Source organism: Streptomyces sp. NPDC088246 (genome assembly GCF_044741025.1).
GTDB lineage: Bacteria > Actinomycetota > Actinomycetes > Streptomycetales > Streptomycetaceae > Streptomyces.
This window is the reverse complement of record NZ_JBIURV010000004.1, coordinates 90,897-106,455: the sequence shown is the minus strand read 5'-3', so window position 1 is coordinate 106,455 and position 15,559 is coordinate 90,897. Positions and strand designations below refer to the sequence as shown.

Here is a 15,559-nt window from a genome sequence, read left to right as displayed (position 1 = left end):
CGCACCGGCCGGGCTTGAGCCAGGGCCGTTATGCACAAGACCGACCGGCAAATGGACCCCGCGACGCCGCCCTCCATTTGCCGGTCGGTCCAAGCGCTCCGCGAACAATCACAGATGACCGCATAGCGAACGCCGAGCGGGCCGGGCAAGGACGGCGGCCCGTCCGACCACCGGTCAAAGACGGTCGGCCGGCTCGACGTCCACCACTCGTCAGAGCCGGCCCCGCAGCCCTTCACACGACGCGCACATGCTCCGCACCGCCAAAGCTGTGCGCGGCGTTTCGGCACGCGGAGTTCCGGGCCACCGTCACCGCCGGACTCCGCCGCATAACGAACACAAGCGCATCCCATTCGGACAAGAAGTGGTCAAAAAAATGTGAGGCATTTGTTAGTACACCGTCAATGCCGGTCATTCGGTGGCACGCTCTCAGCTCGTAACCCCCCACGGAACGAGCAACGGAGAACGCATGACCCCCCACATGAACACCCGTCGCGCCGCAGCCCTGGCCGCCGTGGCCGCGATGGTCGTCGTCGGCGTCCAGACCGGTGCGGCAAACGCCGTGCCGGACAACGGCAATGACGGTCCCTCCGCCTCTCGCAGCGCCGCCCCCTTCGGCGCGAACAGCGCCTCGCAGCGCACCGCCGCCATCAACTCGGCACAGTCCGACGCCTCTTCGACCGCCGACTCCCTCGGGCTCGGCAGCCAGGAGAAGCTGATCGCCCGTGATGTGATCAAGGACGCCGACGGCACCGTCCACACCCGCTACGAGCGCACCTACGCCGGCCTCCCGGTCATCGGCGGCGACCTCGTCACCCACACCGCCCGCAGCGGAAAGCTCAAGAGCGTCACCAAGGCGACCGGGGCCCGGATATCCGTGCCCTCGACGACGGCGAAGATCAAGACCGCGGCGAGTGGCCGCAAGGTGATCTGGGCGGGCGGCGGCAAGCCCGTCCTCGCCTTCGAGACGGTGAAGACCGGGGTGCAGAAGGACGGCACGCCGAGCAGGCTGCACATCATCACCGACGCGACCACCGGCAAGAAGCTCCAGAGCTACGAGGCGATCGAGACCGGCGTCGGCAACAGCCAGTACAGCGGCCAGGTCGACCTGACGACCACCGCGGCCGGCTCCGGTTTCGAGCTGACCGACGGCGACCGCGGCGGCCACAAGACGTACGACCTCAACCAGGGCGAGAGCGGCACCGGTGACCTCGTCACGGACGACGACGACACCTGGGGCGACGGCACCGGCAACGACCGCCAGACCGCCGCCGTCGACGCCGCCTACGGTGCTGCGAAGACCTGGGACTTCTACAAGTCGGAGTTCGGCCGCGACGGCATCGCCGGTGACGGCAAGGCCGCGTACTCTCGGGTCCACTACGGCGACGGGTACGTCAACGCGTTCTGGGACGACAGCTGCTTCTGCATGACGTACGGCGACGGCGCCGACAACAAGAGCGCCCTCACCGCTCTCGACGTCGCGGGCCACGAGATGAGCCACGGTCTGACCGCGTCGACCGCCAACCTCGACTACTTCGGGGAGTCCGGCGGCCTGAACGAGGCGACCAGCGACATCCTCGGCACCTCGGTGGAGTTCGCCGCCGACAACAGCACGGACGTCGGCGACTACCTCATCGGCGAGAAGATCGACATCAACGGCGACGGCACCCCGCTGCGCTACATGGACAAGCCGAGCAAGGACGGCGGCTCCGCGGACTACTGGGACAGCAGCGTCGGCGACCTCGACGTGCACTACTCCTCCGGCGTCGCCAACCACTTCTTCTACCTGCTGTCCGAGGGCAGCGGCGCGAAGACGATCAACGGCGTCGACTACGACTCCCCGACCATCGACGGCTCGACGGTCACCGGCATCGGCCGGGACAAGGCCGTCCAGATCTGGTACAAGGCCCTCTCCGAGTACATGACGTCGACCACCGACTACGCGGCCGCCCGCACGGCGACCGAGAAGGCGGCGACCGACCTGTACGGGGCGGACAGCGCCGAGCTCGCGGCAGTCGACGCCGCCTGGAGCGGCGTCAATGTGAAGTAGCCCCACTGCTGTACGCGGGAGCCGGTCAGTCCTTCGAGGCGGGCCGGCTCCCGCCGTACAGCCAGGTGTTCCACAGCGCCGTCAGATCCTGACCGGTCGCCTTCTCCACATAGGCGGTGAAGTCGGCGGTCGACGCGTTGCCGTGCCGGTGGGCCTGCGTCCAGCCCCTGACGAGCGCGAAGAAACGCTCGTCGTCGCCCACAGCCTGCCGGATCTTGTGGATGACCATCGCCCCGCGCCCGTACACCGGCGCCTGCGAGATGTCCGCAGCGGTCGGGGGATCGGCGGGCGGAAAGGCCCAGTTGTCGTCGTCGGCGAAGGCGGCGTCGAACCGTTTCTGGACCGGGTTGCCCTCCTGGTCGTCCTCCCACAGCCATTCCGCGTAGGTCGCGAAGCCCTCGTTGAGCCACATGTCCCGCCAGCTCTTGGGCGTGACGGAGTCCCCGAACCACTGGTGGGCCATCTCGTGGACGAGCAGTCCGGCGTCCGGCGGCCGCGGGAAGAACGGCCGGTTCTGGGTCTCCAGCGCATATCCGGCGTCCCCGGGACGCTCGACGATCGCGCCCGTGGCGGAGAAGGGGTACGGGCCGAAACGTTCCGCCTCCCATTTCACGATCTCGGGAACCCGGGCGAGAATCCGTGCGCTGTCCGCCGCCACCTTCGGGTCCGCGGCGGTGAACACCTTGATGCCGTCCGGGGTGGTCGACGTCTTCGTGTCGAAGCGGCCGATGGCCACCGTCGCGAGATAGCTCGCCATCGGTTCGGCGGTGTGCCAGTGGTACGTGGTGGTGGTGCCCGAGGTGCTGCGGGATGTCAGCTCGCCGTTGGAGACGGCCGTCAGGCCCTTGGGAACGGTCACGGTGATGTCGTACGACGCCTTGTCGCTCGGGTGGTTGTTGCCGGGGAACCAGGCCATGGAACCGGTCGGCTCACCGAGCGCGACCGATCCGTCCGCGGTCCTCAGCCAGCCCTCCTTCGACTTGTCGGGGTCGGTGAGGGTCTGCGGGGAGCCGGAGTAGCGGACGACCGTACGGAACGTCCTGCCCTTGTGGAGCCGGCTCTCGATCTCGGCGTCGGGGCGCAGCGTCAGCTCGTGCCCCGCCCGGTTGACTGCGGCAGGGCGGCCCTCGACGGTCGCGGACCGCACGGTGAGCCCGGCGAGGTCGAGGTTGAAGGCGCTGATGTCCTGGGTGGCGCGCGCGGTGATCGTGGCGGTGCCGCGCAGATGTCCGGCGGCCGGGTCGACGTCGAGGTCGAGGTCGTAGTGCGTGACGTCGTAGCCGCCGTTGCCGAGCTTCGGGAAATACGGGTCGCGCAGACCGGAGGCGCCGGGGGTGCCGTCGACACCGCCGATGCCACCGGTGCACGCTGTGGACGTCGCCAGAATCAGCAGGGCGACGGCGGCACGTGCCGTGCGGCGTACAGATGTTCGCGGAACCACACCAGTGATCCTAGGCGCGAAATGTCTGAATGCGCTTGTGCGGGCACGGCGGGCACGGCGGGCACTTAGACCGACCGGCACATGGGGGGTGGAAGAAGGAGCGGAGCTGGGTGCGTGCAGCTGCAAGGCGGAGGAGGGAAGCAACGCGAAGGGGATCCCCCCATGCCTTCAAGGCCCTTCAGGGCTATGGGGAAGTTGTCGACCGACGACAACGCCGGAGGGGGTCCCCCTGGCCCTTAAGGCCTTGGGAGAGTGCGTGCCCAGCCCCGCGACGCCGCCCCCCCCATGTGCCGGTCGGTCTTACTTCGCGAGGGCGGCGACGCCGGCCTTCGCGAACTTCTCGTCGAGGTCGCCGCTGGGGGCTCCGGCCACTCCGATGCCCGCCACCGGGGCGCCCTTGACCTGCACCGGGGCGCCGCCCGCGAGGAACAGGGTGCCGGGGATGTCCTTGAGGTTCGGGGCCTGCTCCAGGCGCTTGGCCAGCTCGGAGGTGGGCGCGTTCCAGGAAACGGCGGTGTACGCCTTCTTCACGGCCGACTCGTAGGCCTGCGGTCCCGCACCGTCACCGCGCAGCGTCACGACGGTGTTGCCATTGCGGTCGACGACGGCGACGGAGACGCGCTGGTTCTCCTTCTTCGCGGCGTCGAGCGCGGCCTGCGCGGCCTCGGTGGCGGCGGCCACGGTCAGGTGGGTGGTCTGCTGGAGGTTCCGGTTCGCGGTGTCGGCGTCGACCGCGGCGGTTGCGGCGGCCGGGGTGGAGGCGTTGGCGGACATCGCACCGAAGGTTCCGGCGCCGAGGGCGGCGGCGGCAACGGCACCGGTCAGGACGCGAGTGCGCAGCGACAGCTTCTTCATGGTGGGCTCCTTCAGCAGTGGGGTCAGCGGATGAGCCTGCTCGGCTCTGTCATCGATCCTCCGGCCGCGTCCGGCGCCGTACGGTCGACGAACCGGCTCGACGCCGCGCGCGGTACGGCCGACGGCCCCATCGGCCGATCGGTTGATGCGTGGGTGGTCATCCGGGGTGACCATGGACGTATCTGCGCAGGTCAGCAGCGCCGATAGCGATGGTGAGGAGCGAGGGTCACGAGGTGGAGCACCGAATCCGACCGGCGCCCGGCACGGTCACGGGGCGGACTGACGGCACCGTGACAGGGCGGACCGGCGCCTTCGGCGAAAGCAGGAACGGCGCAACCGGAACCGGCGACCCGGATGCCCGATGGCTCGCGCTCCTGATGCACGCCGCGTTCTTCCTGCTGCTCGGCGCCTCGCTCGCCCGCTTCCTGCTGCGGCACCCGGGCGAGGCCCGCACCCCGTGGATCATCGCGCTCTCCGTCGCCCTGGCCGTGCTGTACGTGCTCGGGCCGGTGCTCGGTTCGCGTCCGACGCCGCGCAGCGTGGTGTGGCTGGGGGTGCTGGTCGCCGTATGGATGGTGCTGGTCGTCCTCGCGCCGAGCTTCGCGTGGTGCGCGGTCCCGCTGTTCTACACCGGGCTGCGGATCCTTCCGCCACGCGCCGCACTCGCGCTCGTCGCTCTGCTCACCGTGTTCGTCGTCGCCGCGCAGCTGCGGCTGGCCGACGGTTTCGACCCGAACCTGGTGCTCGCCCCGCCCGCGGTGGCGGCGGTCGCGACGGCGGTCTTCGTCCATATGCAGCGTCAGGCCGTGCGTCAGCGCGAACTGTCCGAACGGCAGGGCGAACTGATCGACGACCTGCTGCGCACCCGCCGCGAACTGGCCGCCACCGAGCGCCGCGAAGGAACCCTCGCCGAACGCCAGCGGCTCTCGATGGAGATCCACGACACTCTCGCGCAGGGCCTGTCCAGCCAGCAGATGCTGCTCCAGGCCGCCGACCGCACATGGGACGCCGACCCGGCGACAGCCCGCCGCCATGTCCGTACGGCAACGGGCATCGCAGAACGCAATCTGGCCGAGGCCCGCCGCTTCGTCCACGACCTGGCCCCGGCCGATCTCGCGGAGGGCGGCGGCCTGGAGGCGGCCCTGCACGCACTGGCCGCACGCGAGACGGCGCAGGCGCAGGGGCGGCTCACCGTCCGCTGCCATGTGGAGGGAGAGCAGCACACCGCGCTGCCCGACCGCGTGCAGTCGGCGCTCCTGCGCATCGCGCAGGGCGCACTGGCCAATGTGAAGGAACACGCACACGCGACGGAGGCGGCGCTGACGCTGACCCATCTCGACGACCGGATCGTCCTGGACATCGCCGACAACGGTCAGGGCTTCGCACCCGCCGAGCGCACCGGACCCGACGGCGGCGTACGCGGCCACGGGCTGCCCGCGATGCGCGCCAGGCTGCACCAGCTCGGCGGCACGCTGACGATCGAGTCGACACCGGGCGAGGGTACGGTCCTGTCCGCCGCCGTCCCCCTCACACCCGCACCCGCACCGACGACCGCCCCGGAGGCCCCCGCATGACCGCGCCGCCCGTACGCATCCTGCTCTGCGACGACCACGCCGTCGTACGCGCAGGGCTGCTCGCCCTCCTCGGCAGCGAACCGGACATCGAGGTCGTCGGCGAGGCCGGCAGCGGCGAGGAGGCCGTCGCCCTGGCAGCCAAGCTCACCCCGGACGTCGTCCTGATGGACCTCCAGCTCGGCGAGGGCATCGACGGCGTCGAGGCCACCCGCCGCATCGCCGCCACCGGCGTCCACATACTGGTCCTCACCACGTACGACACGGACGCCGACATCACCCGCGCCATCGAGGCGGGCGCCACCGGCTACCTGCTGAAGGCCGAACGCCCGGAGGAGCTCTTCGCCGCGATCCGCTCGGCCGCCCAGGGCCGCACCACGCTCTCCCCGCCCGTGGCCAGCCGTGTCATGGCCCGGATGCGCAAGCCCGGGCCCACCCTCACCGACCGCGAACTCGACATCCTGGCCCAGCTCTCCCAGGGCCTGGGCAACCGGGACATCGCCCGCGCCCTGTTCATCAGCGAGGCCACGGTCAAGACCCACCTGGGACGCATCTACGACAAACTCGGCGTCGACACCCGCGCGGGCGCCGTAGCCGTGGCGAAGGAGCAGCGGCTGCTGCCCTAGCTGGAAGAGCCCTGAAGATCTTGTTCGGGCCGTTCGGCTCACCCGGAATGCCGGTAAATGCCAATCGGGTCGAACAGGTACGAGCCGGGCTCGATTTCGAGATCTTCAGCAGTCTTCCAGTCCGTGTCTGCCGGACTCGTGGGCCCTGCGGCGCAGGCCTCACCCGATCGTGTCGGCCCCCCGTCACCCGGCATGACACCATCGAACTGTGCTCGACATCGGCTACTCCCTCTCCCGACGCTTCCCCGATCCCCCGCAGACCGACTACCGCCGCGCGGACGTCCACGCCCTGCGGCACGATCTGTTCTCCGGGGACGTCTACCTCGCGGACACCAAGGCGGACCGCGAAGTGTCCACAGCCTGGGGATGGGTGCCGGTGCTCGACTTCGCGTGGGCGCTGTGCGACATCGTCGAACAGATCGACCAGGACCCGCGCGGCAACCGCTCGCACCGGCGCCAGTTCGCCGAGCTGGACTTCACCGAATCGTCCGACCGGATGCTCTTCGAGCGCCGCTTCGGCTGGGTCGACGTCGAGGCCGACTGGATGCCCGGCGACGAACCCCCGCTCACCTTCAGCCACTCGCTGCTGCGCCGCGAGGCCCGCGACTTCCTGCACGACCTGATCGCCGACCTCGCCGACATGCACGAAGGGCTCGCCGACAACCCCGTGATCTGGGACCTCCAGGCCCGCTTCCCCCGTATCTGACCCGGCCCCGGCGGGCTACGCCTCCACCCGCACCCCGATCTGCGCCGCGAACGCCGGAGCCAGCTCCATCAGCTGTGACGGGCTGATCACCGCACCCGCCAGCCGCTCCACCCCGCGGGCGATGTCCAGCTCCGCGACCGTCCGCAGATCCACCGACTCCATCCGTACGGAACTGAAGTCGGCCCGCTTCAGCACACAGTCGCGGAACTCCACCCGCACCAGCTGCGCATCCCCGAAATCCGGCTCGGACAGCACACAACCCTCGAACACCACGTCCTTCAGCCGCGCCTTCCGCAGATTCAGGTAGTCGATCTTCCCGCCGCGCACCAGCACCCGCTCCAGCACCGCGCCGTGCAACTGCACCCCGCCCAGCCGTGCGTCCACCACCTCCACATCGCGCAGCGACGCCCCCGCCAGATCGGTGCCCACACCCCGTACGCCCGTCAGCACCGAGTCGATGAAACGGGCCCTGACCAGCTCCGTGCGGTCCAGCGCGCAGCCGTCCAGCGCACAGTCCATGAACCGGGCCCCCGGACCCGACTCGTCCGCGAGATCCGTCCCGTCGAACCGCACACCGTCGTAGTCCCCGTCCGGCTCCAGTCCTCCCCCGTCGTACAGAACGAGCGGCGGCAGCCGCACCTCCGGCCGCCGTGCCGCTGCGATCGTGTCCGTCTTCCTGCTGCTGCGCGCCATGCCCCCATCGTGACCCACCCCACTGACAACGCCCCTCGCCGATGTCACAAACGGGTGCGCGAACCGTCCCGTACACAGCAGCGCGAAACGCGATCGCTCTCCGAGGCGGCCTCCGGCCGGCTCCGCCCCACGGTCCAGCGCTTCCCGCTCGCCGAAGCGGCCGCCGCCCACCGCGCCCCGGAGACCCGGGGCACGATGGGCAAGGTCGTCCTGATTCCGTAACCCGGCGAGGACTTACTTTCCGCCGAGCTGTTCCCCGAGCTTCGACAACGCCCCGTCCGTCAGCCGGTACACCGTCCACTCGTCCTGCGGCCGCGCGCCCAGCGACTCGTAGAACGCGATGGACGGGGTGTTCCAGTTCAGCACCGACCACTCCAGGCGCTCGTAGCCGCGCTCCACACAGATCCGCGCCAGCTCCGTCAGCAACGCCTTCCCGTGCCCGCCGCCGCGCCGCTCCGGACGTACGTACAGGTCCTCCAGGTAGATGCCGTGCACACCGCGCCATGTGGAGAAGTTCAGGAACCACAGCGCGAAGCCGACGACCTCGCCGTCGTCGTCCGACTCGGCGATGTGCGCGTAAGCGGCGGGCCGCTCGCCGAACAGTGCCTCGTGCAGCTGCTCCTCGGTGGCGTTCGCCTCGTGCAGGACCTTCTCGTAGTCGGCCAGCTCACGGATCATGGCGTGGATGACGGGGACATCGGCAGGGGCAGCGGTACGAATCATGAGGGCAGCGTAAGCACGGGCTCGTCCCCCGCCGACCCCGCCCCAGCAACTGCCGCGCGATCTCGGCCTGATCCGGCTCCAGCCGCCGCTCCCCGTCCGTCACAGCCCACAGACCGTTCTGCAGCAGCCGCCCCAGCGTCCAGGCCCGCGCCCGCTCCCGGTCGAGCCCCAGCACCTCCGTCATCAGATCGAACCGCCGGCGCACGGCCGCCGCGTCGAACCTGTTGACCAGCGCCGGAAGGAGCTCGAACCCCGGATCGCCGACCAGCGGCTTCGGGTCGATGGCCACCCAGCGGCCCTCCCCGTCGGCCAGCACATTTCCGTAATGCAGGTCCCAGTGCAGCAACCGGTCCCCCGGCTCCCCCGCGACCTCCCGCACCGCCGCCGCGCAGTCCGCCAGCAGCCGCCGCTCCTCCCCGTCCGCCAGCGCCGCCACCGCCCCGGGCGCCGCCGTCAGCATCCGGGCCGCCATGTCCCCCAGCCCCCGCAGCCCACAGCCCGCCGGAGCGGGTACGGACGACAGCCGGGCCAGCAGCCCCGTCAGAATCCGCACCGCTTCCCGCCCGTCCGCCATCTCCGTCAACGAGCGGTCACCTTCCAGTCTCTCCAGCAACAGCGTCCCCGTCGCCGCGTCGTGATCCAGCAGCTCCACGGCCCCCGCGCCCGCCTCGCCCCACAGCCGCAGCGCGACAGGCTCCCCCGCCGTCTCCTCGTCCACCGGCTGAAGCTTCAACGCCGCCCGGCGACCGTCCGCCACCCGCACCACCGGAAGCACCAGTGCGCACACCCCGTGGAACGCCTCACCGTCCCGCCGGAGCCCCCACCGCTCCAGGAACTCGGCGGCCCGCCCCGGCAGCGCCGCGAGAAAGGCCCGCCCCACCGCCCCGTTGTACTTGGACTGGGTGTCGATCAGCCCGTCCGGAATGTCAATCACGCGGACGATCGTAGAGCCGTGCATCAATCGGATATGACTCCGAGCAGCCCCGACCCGCCGCCCCGGCCGCGCACCACCGCCGGCTCGTGGATCCGCAGCGTCGGCTCATGGATTCGCAGCGCACCCGGCACCTACATCTGGCTGGCCGCACTCTTCGTCACCGCCGTCATCGTCCACCAGATGTCACCGGACTTCGAAGAGGACTTCCTGCGCCAGCGCTCGACCAACATCCACGAACTCTCCCGGGACCCCGTACGCGTACTGATCACCAGCGCCTTCTGGATCGACGGCGGCCACTGGGTTCCCTACGCCGTCCTCTACACCGTCTTCCACGCCCCCGCCGAACGCTGGCTCGGCACCCTGCGCTGGTTCGCCGTCGTCATCGCGGCCCATGTTCTCGCCACCCTCGTCAGCGAAGGCCTCCTGGCCTGGGCCATCCGGCACGGACACGTACCGCCGGCCGCCGCCAACACGCTCGATGTCGGGGTCAGTTACGCGCTCGCGGGCGTCGTCGCAGTTCTCACATACCGCGTCCCGGCGCCCTGGCGGTACGTGTACCTCTTCGCCGTCCTCGTCTTCTACGGCATCCCGCTCATCACCGGCCGCACCTTCACCGACCTCGGCCACTTCACCTCCGTACTCATCGGCCTCGCCTGCTACCCACTGACCCGGTCCCGGCCGAAGACGAAAACCCCTCCGGCGCAGTAACGTCCCGCCCCAGAGAAAGCACGACCTCAGGCACGGCTTCACACCGGACAAAGCAGGGGCAACATGAGCACCGTCAGCACCGTCAACGGCGGCATATCGTTCTGGTACGCGGACCAAGGGACCCCCACCCCCCGGGAACCCCTCCCCGGCGACGCAACCGCCGACATCTGCATCGTCGGCGGCGGATACACCGGACTGTGGACCGCCTACTACCTCAAGAAGGCCGTCCCCTTCCTCAACATCATCGTCCTCGAAGCCAAGTTCTGCGGCTACGGCGCCTCCGGGCGCAACGGCGGCTGGCTGTACAACGGCATCGCGGGCCGCGACCGCTACGCCAAGCTCCACGGCCACGAAGCCGCCGTCCGTCTCCAGCAGGCGATGAACGACACCGTCGACGAGGTCGTCCGCGTGGCCGCCGAGGAGAACATCGACGCCGACATCCACCAGGGCGGTGTTCTCGAAGTCGCCTACACCCCCGCCCAGCTGGCCCGGCTCAAGGACTTCCACTCCGTCGAGATCGCCTTCGGCGAGAAGGACCGCGTCCTGCGCGGCGCCCGCGAGACCGGCGAACGCATCAACGTCACCGGAGCCGTCGGTTCCACCTGGACCCCGCACGGCGCCCGCCTGCACCCGGTCAAACTCGTCAAGGGCCTCGCCGCGACAGTCGAGGCGCTCGGCGTCACCATCCATGAGTCGACGCCCGTCACCGAGATCAAGCCCAAGCACGCCCACACCCCGTACGGCACCGTCCGCGCCCCGTACATCCTGCGCTGCACCGAGGGCTTCACCGCCAACCTCAAGGGCCAGCGGCGCACCTGGCTCCCCATGAACTCCTCGATGATCGCCACCGAGCCGCTCCCCCGGTCCGTGTGGGACACCATCGGCTGGGACGGCCGCGAAACCCTCGGCGACATGGCCCACGCCTACATGTACGCCCAGCGCACCGCGGACGACCGCATCGCACTGGGCGGCCGCGGCGTCCCGTACCGATACGGCTCGGGTGCGGCCCACTTCAACGACACAGCCCGCACCCAGCCCGCCACCATCGAGGCCCTTCGCGACATCCTCGTCCGCCTCTTCCCCACCACCGGGGCCGCCCGCATCGATCACGCCTGGTCAGGCATCCTCGGCGTCCCCCGCGACTGGTGCGCCACCGTCACCCTCGACCGCTCCACCGGCCTCGGCTGGGCCGGCGGCTATGTCGGCTCCGGCGTCGCCACCACCAACCTCGCCGCCCGCACGCTGCGCGACCTGATCCAGCAGGACTCCGGTCAGTCCGGCCCCACGGAACTGACCGCACTGCCCTGGGTCAACCACCGGGTCCGCCGCTGGGAACCGGAACCCTTCCGCTGGCTCGGTGTCCACGGCATGTACGCCGCCTACCGCACCGCCGACCGCCGGGAACTCACCTCGCTCCGCCTCGGCACGGACCCCATCGCGAAGGCCGCGGACCGGCTGTCCGGACGGCACTGACCGGAAAACGGACGGGCACCCGCCACCGGGCGGTGGCGGGTGCCCGTGGTCCGTTCGGTCACCCGTACGGAGGTCGCGTCACTTCGTGATCATCCCGAGACCGTCGATCGCGGCCGGGGACAGGATCGAGTCCTCCAGGCCGGACAGGGGCATCCAGGTCACCGCGCTCGTGGAGTCATCCGCCTTGGTGACCGTCGGCGGGCCGGGCTTGAGTTCGACGATGTAGAAGAGCCCCACCAGGTTCCAGCTGATCCCGAGCCGGGTGGCCGTATACGCCCGCGCGTCCGCCAGGCGGGCGCCAAGGAGTTCGAGGCCGGTCTCCTCGTACAACTCGCGTGCCAGCGTCTCCCGCGGCTGCTCGCCCGGATCGATTCCGCCGCCGGGCAGGTGCCACAGCCCGGGCTCGAAGACCGGTGAGGCATCGGAGAGTTGAGTCAAAAGTAGTTGGTCCCGCACGGTGGCAATGGCATACGCCGATACGCGCGAACGCACATGACTGTTCACTGTGTCCCTCCGGTTCTCAGGCTCTGCGGCCCAGACCGCCCCGTGCGGGGCAATCTATCGACCGTGCGCCGAGAGGGTGCGGGCGGGTTCCGCAGGGAAACGAAGGTGAACCACCCGTCGTGGAGGGCGCGTTGATCGGCTTGCGAGCCGACCGCCACCTGCCGGCCCGGTCGGCGCACCGGCAACGGAAGAAGGCCGGCGCCCTCCCGGGGCACCGGCCTTCTTCACGGGGTCAGGCGATGAGTTCGGGCTCCTCGGCCTGGGCCGCGGCGGGCTCGGGCTTGGTGTCGCGCATGACCAGGGTGGCCAGGAGGGCCGCGGCGAGGACGCCGATCGCGCTGATGGTGAAGGTGGTCGACATCGAGGCGGTGAAGGCTTCCCGGGCGGTGTGGACCAGTCCGGTGTCGCCGTTGGCGGCGGCCAGTGCGCCGGCGATCGACTGCTTGGCCTGCTCGGGCGCGTCGGCGGGCATCTCGCTGCGGAAACCGCTCGTCAGGAGCGAGCCGAGGATCGCGATGCCGAGCGCGGCGCCGGCCTGCTGGATGGTGTCGTTCAGGGCCGATCCGACGCCGGCCTTCTCCGCCGGGATGGTGCCCATCAGCGCGCCGACCGCGGCCGGCATCGCGAGGCCGGCGCCGAGGCCGAGCAGTCCGAGCGCGACCGCCGGGACGGTGAAGCCGGAGTCTGCCGAGACGGTGGTCAGCAGCGCGAAGGAGGAAGCCATGACGAGCATCCCGCCCAGTACCAGGAAGCGGTTGCCGATCTTCGCGGCGAGCCCGGCGCCGGCGCCGTTGCCGATCAGCGCGGCGACGGCCAGCGGTACGAACGCGAGGCCCGCCTTGACCGGCGAATAGCCGAGCACGAACTGCAGGTACTGGGTGAGCACCAGCAGCAGGCCGCCGTTGCCGATCTGCACAAGGGTCAGCGAGAGCGAACCGCCGCTGAAGTTGCGGTGCTTGAACAGGACCAGCGGCACCATCGGCGCGGGGGTGACGTTCTCCCAGACCACGAACCCGCCGAGGGCGATCACCGCGGCGGCCAGGGTGATCACCGCGCGGCCGCCGAAGGCGCCGTGCTGCGGGAGCTCGATGATCCACCAGATCAGGGCGGTCATGCCGACCGCGGACAGCACCGCTCCGATCGGGTCGGGCTTCTGCCAGGGCCCCTTCGACTCCGGCATGAGGACGAGGGCCGACAGGACGGCCAGCGCGGCGACCGGGACGTTGATGAAGAAGATCGAGTGCCAGGAGAAGTGGTCGATCAGCACGCCGCCGAGCACCGGGCTGCCGACCAGGCCGAGCATCGACACCGAGCCCCACGCCGCCATCGCCTTGGGGCGTTCCTCCTCGTCGAAGACGGTGATGAGGATCGACAGCGTCGAGGGCATGATCAGCGCCCCGCCCACGCCCATCGTGATCCGCGCCGCGATCACCTCGCCGGGGTTCGTGCAGAAGGTCGCGGCCAGCGACGCCACTCCGAAGAGCAACAGGCCGATGATCATGATTTTCCGGCGGCCGAAGCGGTCGCCGAGGCTGCCGGAGGTCAGCAGGAGCCCGGCGAAGACCAGGATGTAGGAGTCGAGGATCCACTGGATGTCCTGGGCGCTCGCGCCGATGTCCTCGGTCATCGACGGCACCGCGACGGTCAGCGCCATGCTGTCGACCACCAGGACCAGCGTGCTGAGACACAGCACGATGAGGATCCACCAGCGGCGCGGATTACGGGTTTCCATGGGGTTTCCTCTCGGCCTGCGCACGACGTTCCTCGTTGCGAACACCGTACGCATGCGAGTACATCGTTCGCAAGCACCTATTCCTGTACGCTGAATGCGAACGCTGTACGCCTTGAAGGAGGGTCATGGCCGCCAGGACGAACCCGATCCCGTCCGTGTGGGCCCGGCAGCAGCCCGCGCCCGACCAGCCCGCACTCAGCCGGGCCGCGATCGTCCGCGAGGCGATCGCCATGCTGGATGCCGAGGGCATCGAGGCGCTGAGCATGCGCAAGCTCGGCGCCCGCCTGAACGCCGGTGCGACTTCCCTCTACCGGCACGTCGCGACCAAGGACGAGCTGATGGAGCTCGCGGTGGACGAGGTCGCCGCCGAGATCGTCGTCCCCTCCCCGGACTCCGTCCGGGCAGACCCCGAGGCCGACAGCCCCGACTGGCGCGCCGCCGCCACCGAGGCCGCCCGGTCCTTCCGGGCGACCTCCCTGCGCCACCCGTGGCTGTCCTCGGTCCTCGGCCAGGCGGGCCTCGCCTACCTCGGCCCCAACCTCATGTCCTTCGCCGAGCGACTGGCCGCCCTGTTCACGGCCGCCGGCTTTCCCGAGCCGAGCCGCGCGATCGACACCGTCATGTCCTACGTCATCGGCATGAGCACCACCGAGGCGGCCTGGCTCACCACGGTCGCCCGCTCCGGCGAGACCGAGGCCGCCTTCATCGCCCGCCTCATGCCCGCCGCCCAGCAGGCCGCGGCCGGCCACGACCACCTCGCCGACGCCTACGCCGAACCCCCGGCCGTCGACCCCGCAGAGATCCGCGAAACCAAGTTCGCCTACGGCCTGGAGGTCGTCCTCGACGGCCTGTCGCTGCGCCTCCCGCGCTAGCAAGTCCTCCCACGACACCGCGACCACACGCCCCGCCACGCCTCATGCATAAGAAAACCCCAGGTCACGGGCCGCGTGACCTGGGGTTCCTCTGAGCCCCTGTCGGATCAACAGAAAAGGCCAGGTCAGACGAATGTCTGACCTGGCCTTTCACCGAGCCCCCTGTCGGATTCGAACCGACGCCCTACGCATCACAAGGGCCTGCAAGATCATCCAGGGTGGTGCCGGGCGGTACCGCGGAATCCCGAAGCGGCCGTGCGCACCCCGTGACCTGGCCTTGCTTCATGAGTCGGTCCGCCGTGACGGCGGACGCGGCGAGCGTGTCCCGGGTTCCGCAGGCCTCGACTCGGTCGGGGTACCGAGTGCACTCGTCGTCGACGTAGAGCCCGACGGGCGAGCTGCTGTTGTTGATCACCGAGCGTGCCGGAATCGTGGACCGGCATCCCGGCGTCGCAGCGAGATCAGCGATCTGCACGGATTCCTGGCAGTCGGCCTGCGGATAGAAGCAGACCATGCCTTGCGGGCAGTTGTCCGCCGTCGGGGCCGCATCAGCCCGCTCGGCCGTGAGGGGGACCAGCGCAGCCGGCAGCAGCGCGACGAATCCGACGGGAACGACTGCACGTCTGTCGGTGCCGAACATGCATGACTCCTTCGTGGACGGCCCTGCGTGGGTG

At 70.1% G+C, this 15,559-nt stretch carries 14 protein-coding genes and 2 pseudogenes; 8 read left to right on the top strand and 8 right to left on the bottom strand.

Annotated features, from left to right (window positions below; translation table 11 throughout):
- Positions 1-466: 466 nt before the first annotated feature.
- Entirely contained in the window at positions 467-2,047 is a 1,581-nt protein-coding gene (locus ACIPEK_RS07985) for a M4 family metallopeptidase (RefSeq protein ID WP_401992109.1), read from the top strand.
- A gap of 25 nt (positions 2,048-2,072) precedes the next feature.
- Here the strand turns inward: ACIPEK_RS07985 and ACIPEK_RS07980 are convergent, their stop codons facing one another.
- Positions 2,073-3,488: a M1 family metallopeptidase gene (locus tag ACIPEK_RS07980; RefSeq protein ID WP_401992107.1), complete on the bottom strand. Its 1,416-nt coding sequence runs from the start codon at positions 3,486-3,488 to the stop codon at positions 2,073-2,075.
- A 300-nt stretch (positions 3,489-3,788) separates the two neighbouring features.
- A complete protein-coding gene (locus tag ACIPEK_RS07975; RefSeq protein ID WP_401992105.1) occupies positions 3,789-4,343 on the bottom strand; it encodes a heme-binding protein in 555 nt (184 codons plus the stop codon).
- 209 nt (positions 4,344-4,552) lie between these two features.
- Between ACIPEK_RS07975 and ACIPEK_RS07970 the strand changes: the two genes are divergently transcribed.
- The 3 genes from ACIPEK_RS07970 to ACIPEK_RS07960 all read left to right on the top strand — a co-directional run bounded on the left by ACIPEK_RS07970 (position 4,553) and on the right by ACIPEK_RS07960 (position 7,246).
- A complete protein-coding gene (locus tag ACIPEK_RS07970) occupies positions 4,553-5,917 on the top strand; it encodes a sensor histidine kinase (RefSeq protein WP_401992103.1) in 1,365 nt (454 codons plus the stop codon).
- A complete protein-coding gene (locus tag ACIPEK_RS07965; protein WP_383072701.1) occupies positions 5,914-6,540 on the top strand; it encodes a response regulator in 627 nt (208 codons plus the stop codon). Before ACIPEK_RS07970 ends, ACIPEK_RS07965 begins: the two co-directional genes overlap by 4 nt.
- A 208-nt stretch (positions 6,541-6,748) precedes the next feature.
- A complete protein-coding gene (locus ACIPEK_RS07960) occupies positions 6,749-7,246 on the top strand; it encodes a hypothetical protein (protein WP_114245809.1) in 498 nt (165 codons plus the stop codon).
- Between the two features lie 15 nt (positions 7,247-7,261).
- Here ACIPEK_RS07960 and ACIPEK_RS07955 read toward each other — a convergent pair whose 3' ends face one another.
- Complete coding sequence (locus ACIPEK_RS07955) at positions 7,262-7,939, bottom strand: pentapeptide repeat-containing protein (RefSeq protein WP_401992100.1); 678 nt, start codon at positions 7,937-7,939, stop codon at positions 7,262-7,264.
- Positions 7,940-8,023: 84 nt separating this feature from the next.
- Here ACIPEK_RS07955 and ACIPEK_RS07950 point away from each other — a divergent pair.
- Positions 8,024-8,161, top strand: a pseudogene (locus ACIPEK_RS07950) (zinc-binding dehydrogenase); the annotation flags it as partial.
- Between the two features lie 12 nt (positions 8,162-8,173).
- On the opposite strand, the gene ACIPEK_RS07945 reads toward ACIPEK_RS07950, so the two are convergent.
- On the bottom strand, positions 8,174-8,662 hold the full coding sequence (locus ACIPEK_RS07945) for a GNAT family N-acetyltransferase (protein ID WP_401992098.1): 489 nt from the start codon (positions 8,660-8,662) through the stop codon (positions 8,174-8,176).
- 40 nt (positions 8,663-8,702) lie between these two features.
- Positions 8,703-9,620, bottom strand: a pseudogene (locus ACIPEK_RS07940) (aminoglycoside phosphotransferase family protein); the annotation flags it as partial.
- Positions 9,621-9,629: 9 nt separating this feature from the next.
- Here ACIPEK_RS07940 and ACIPEK_RS07935 point away from each other — a divergent pair.
- Both ACIPEK_RS07935 and ACIPEK_RS07930 read left to right on the top strand, forming a co-directional pair.
- Entirely contained in the window at positions 9,630-10,304 is a 675-nt protein-coding gene (locus ACIPEK_RS07935) for a rhomboid-like protein (protein ID WP_401992096.1), read from the top strand.
- A 63-nt stretch (positions 10,305-10,367) separates the two neighbouring features.
- Complete coding sequence (locus ACIPEK_RS07930; protein WP_401992094.1) at positions 10,368-11,777, top strand: NAD(P)/FAD-dependent oxidoreductase; 1,410 nt, start codon at positions 10,368-10,370, stop codon at positions 11,775-11,777.
- 78 nt (positions 11,778-11,855) lie between these two features.
- On the opposite strand, the gene ACIPEK_RS07925 is transcribed toward ACIPEK_RS07930, so the two are convergent.
- Entirely contained in the window at positions 11,856-12,269 is a 414-nt protein-coding gene (locus ACIPEK_RS07925; protein WP_401992092.1) for an NUDIX hydrolase, read from the bottom strand.
- A 244-nt stretch (positions 12,270-12,513) separates the two neighbouring features.
- Positions 12,514-14,013 carry an MFS transporter gene (locus ACIPEK_RS07920; protein ID WP_401992090.1) on the bottom strand — a complete coding sequence of 500 codons (1,500 nt, stop codon included), beginning with the start codon at positions 14,011-14,013 and terminating at the stop codon, positions 12,514-12,516.
- Between the two features lie 125 nt (positions 14,014-14,138).
- Between ACIPEK_RS07920 and ACIPEK_RS07915 the strand changes: the two genes are divergently transcribed.
- Complete coding sequence (locus ACIPEK_RS07915) at positions 14,139-14,885, top strand: TetR/AcrR family transcriptional regulator (protein ID WP_401992087.1); 747 nt, start codon at positions 14,139-14,141, stop codon at positions 14,883-14,885.
- 184 nt (positions 14,886-15,069) lie between these two features.
- Here ACIPEK_RS07915 and ACIPEK_RS07910 read toward each other — a convergent pair whose 3' ends face one another.
- Entirely contained in the window at positions 15,070-15,525 is a 456-nt protein-coding gene (locus ACIPEK_RS07910; protein WP_401992084.1) for a peptidase inhibitor family I36 protein, read from the bottom strand.
- Positions 15,526-15,559 lie beyond the last annotated feature (34 nt).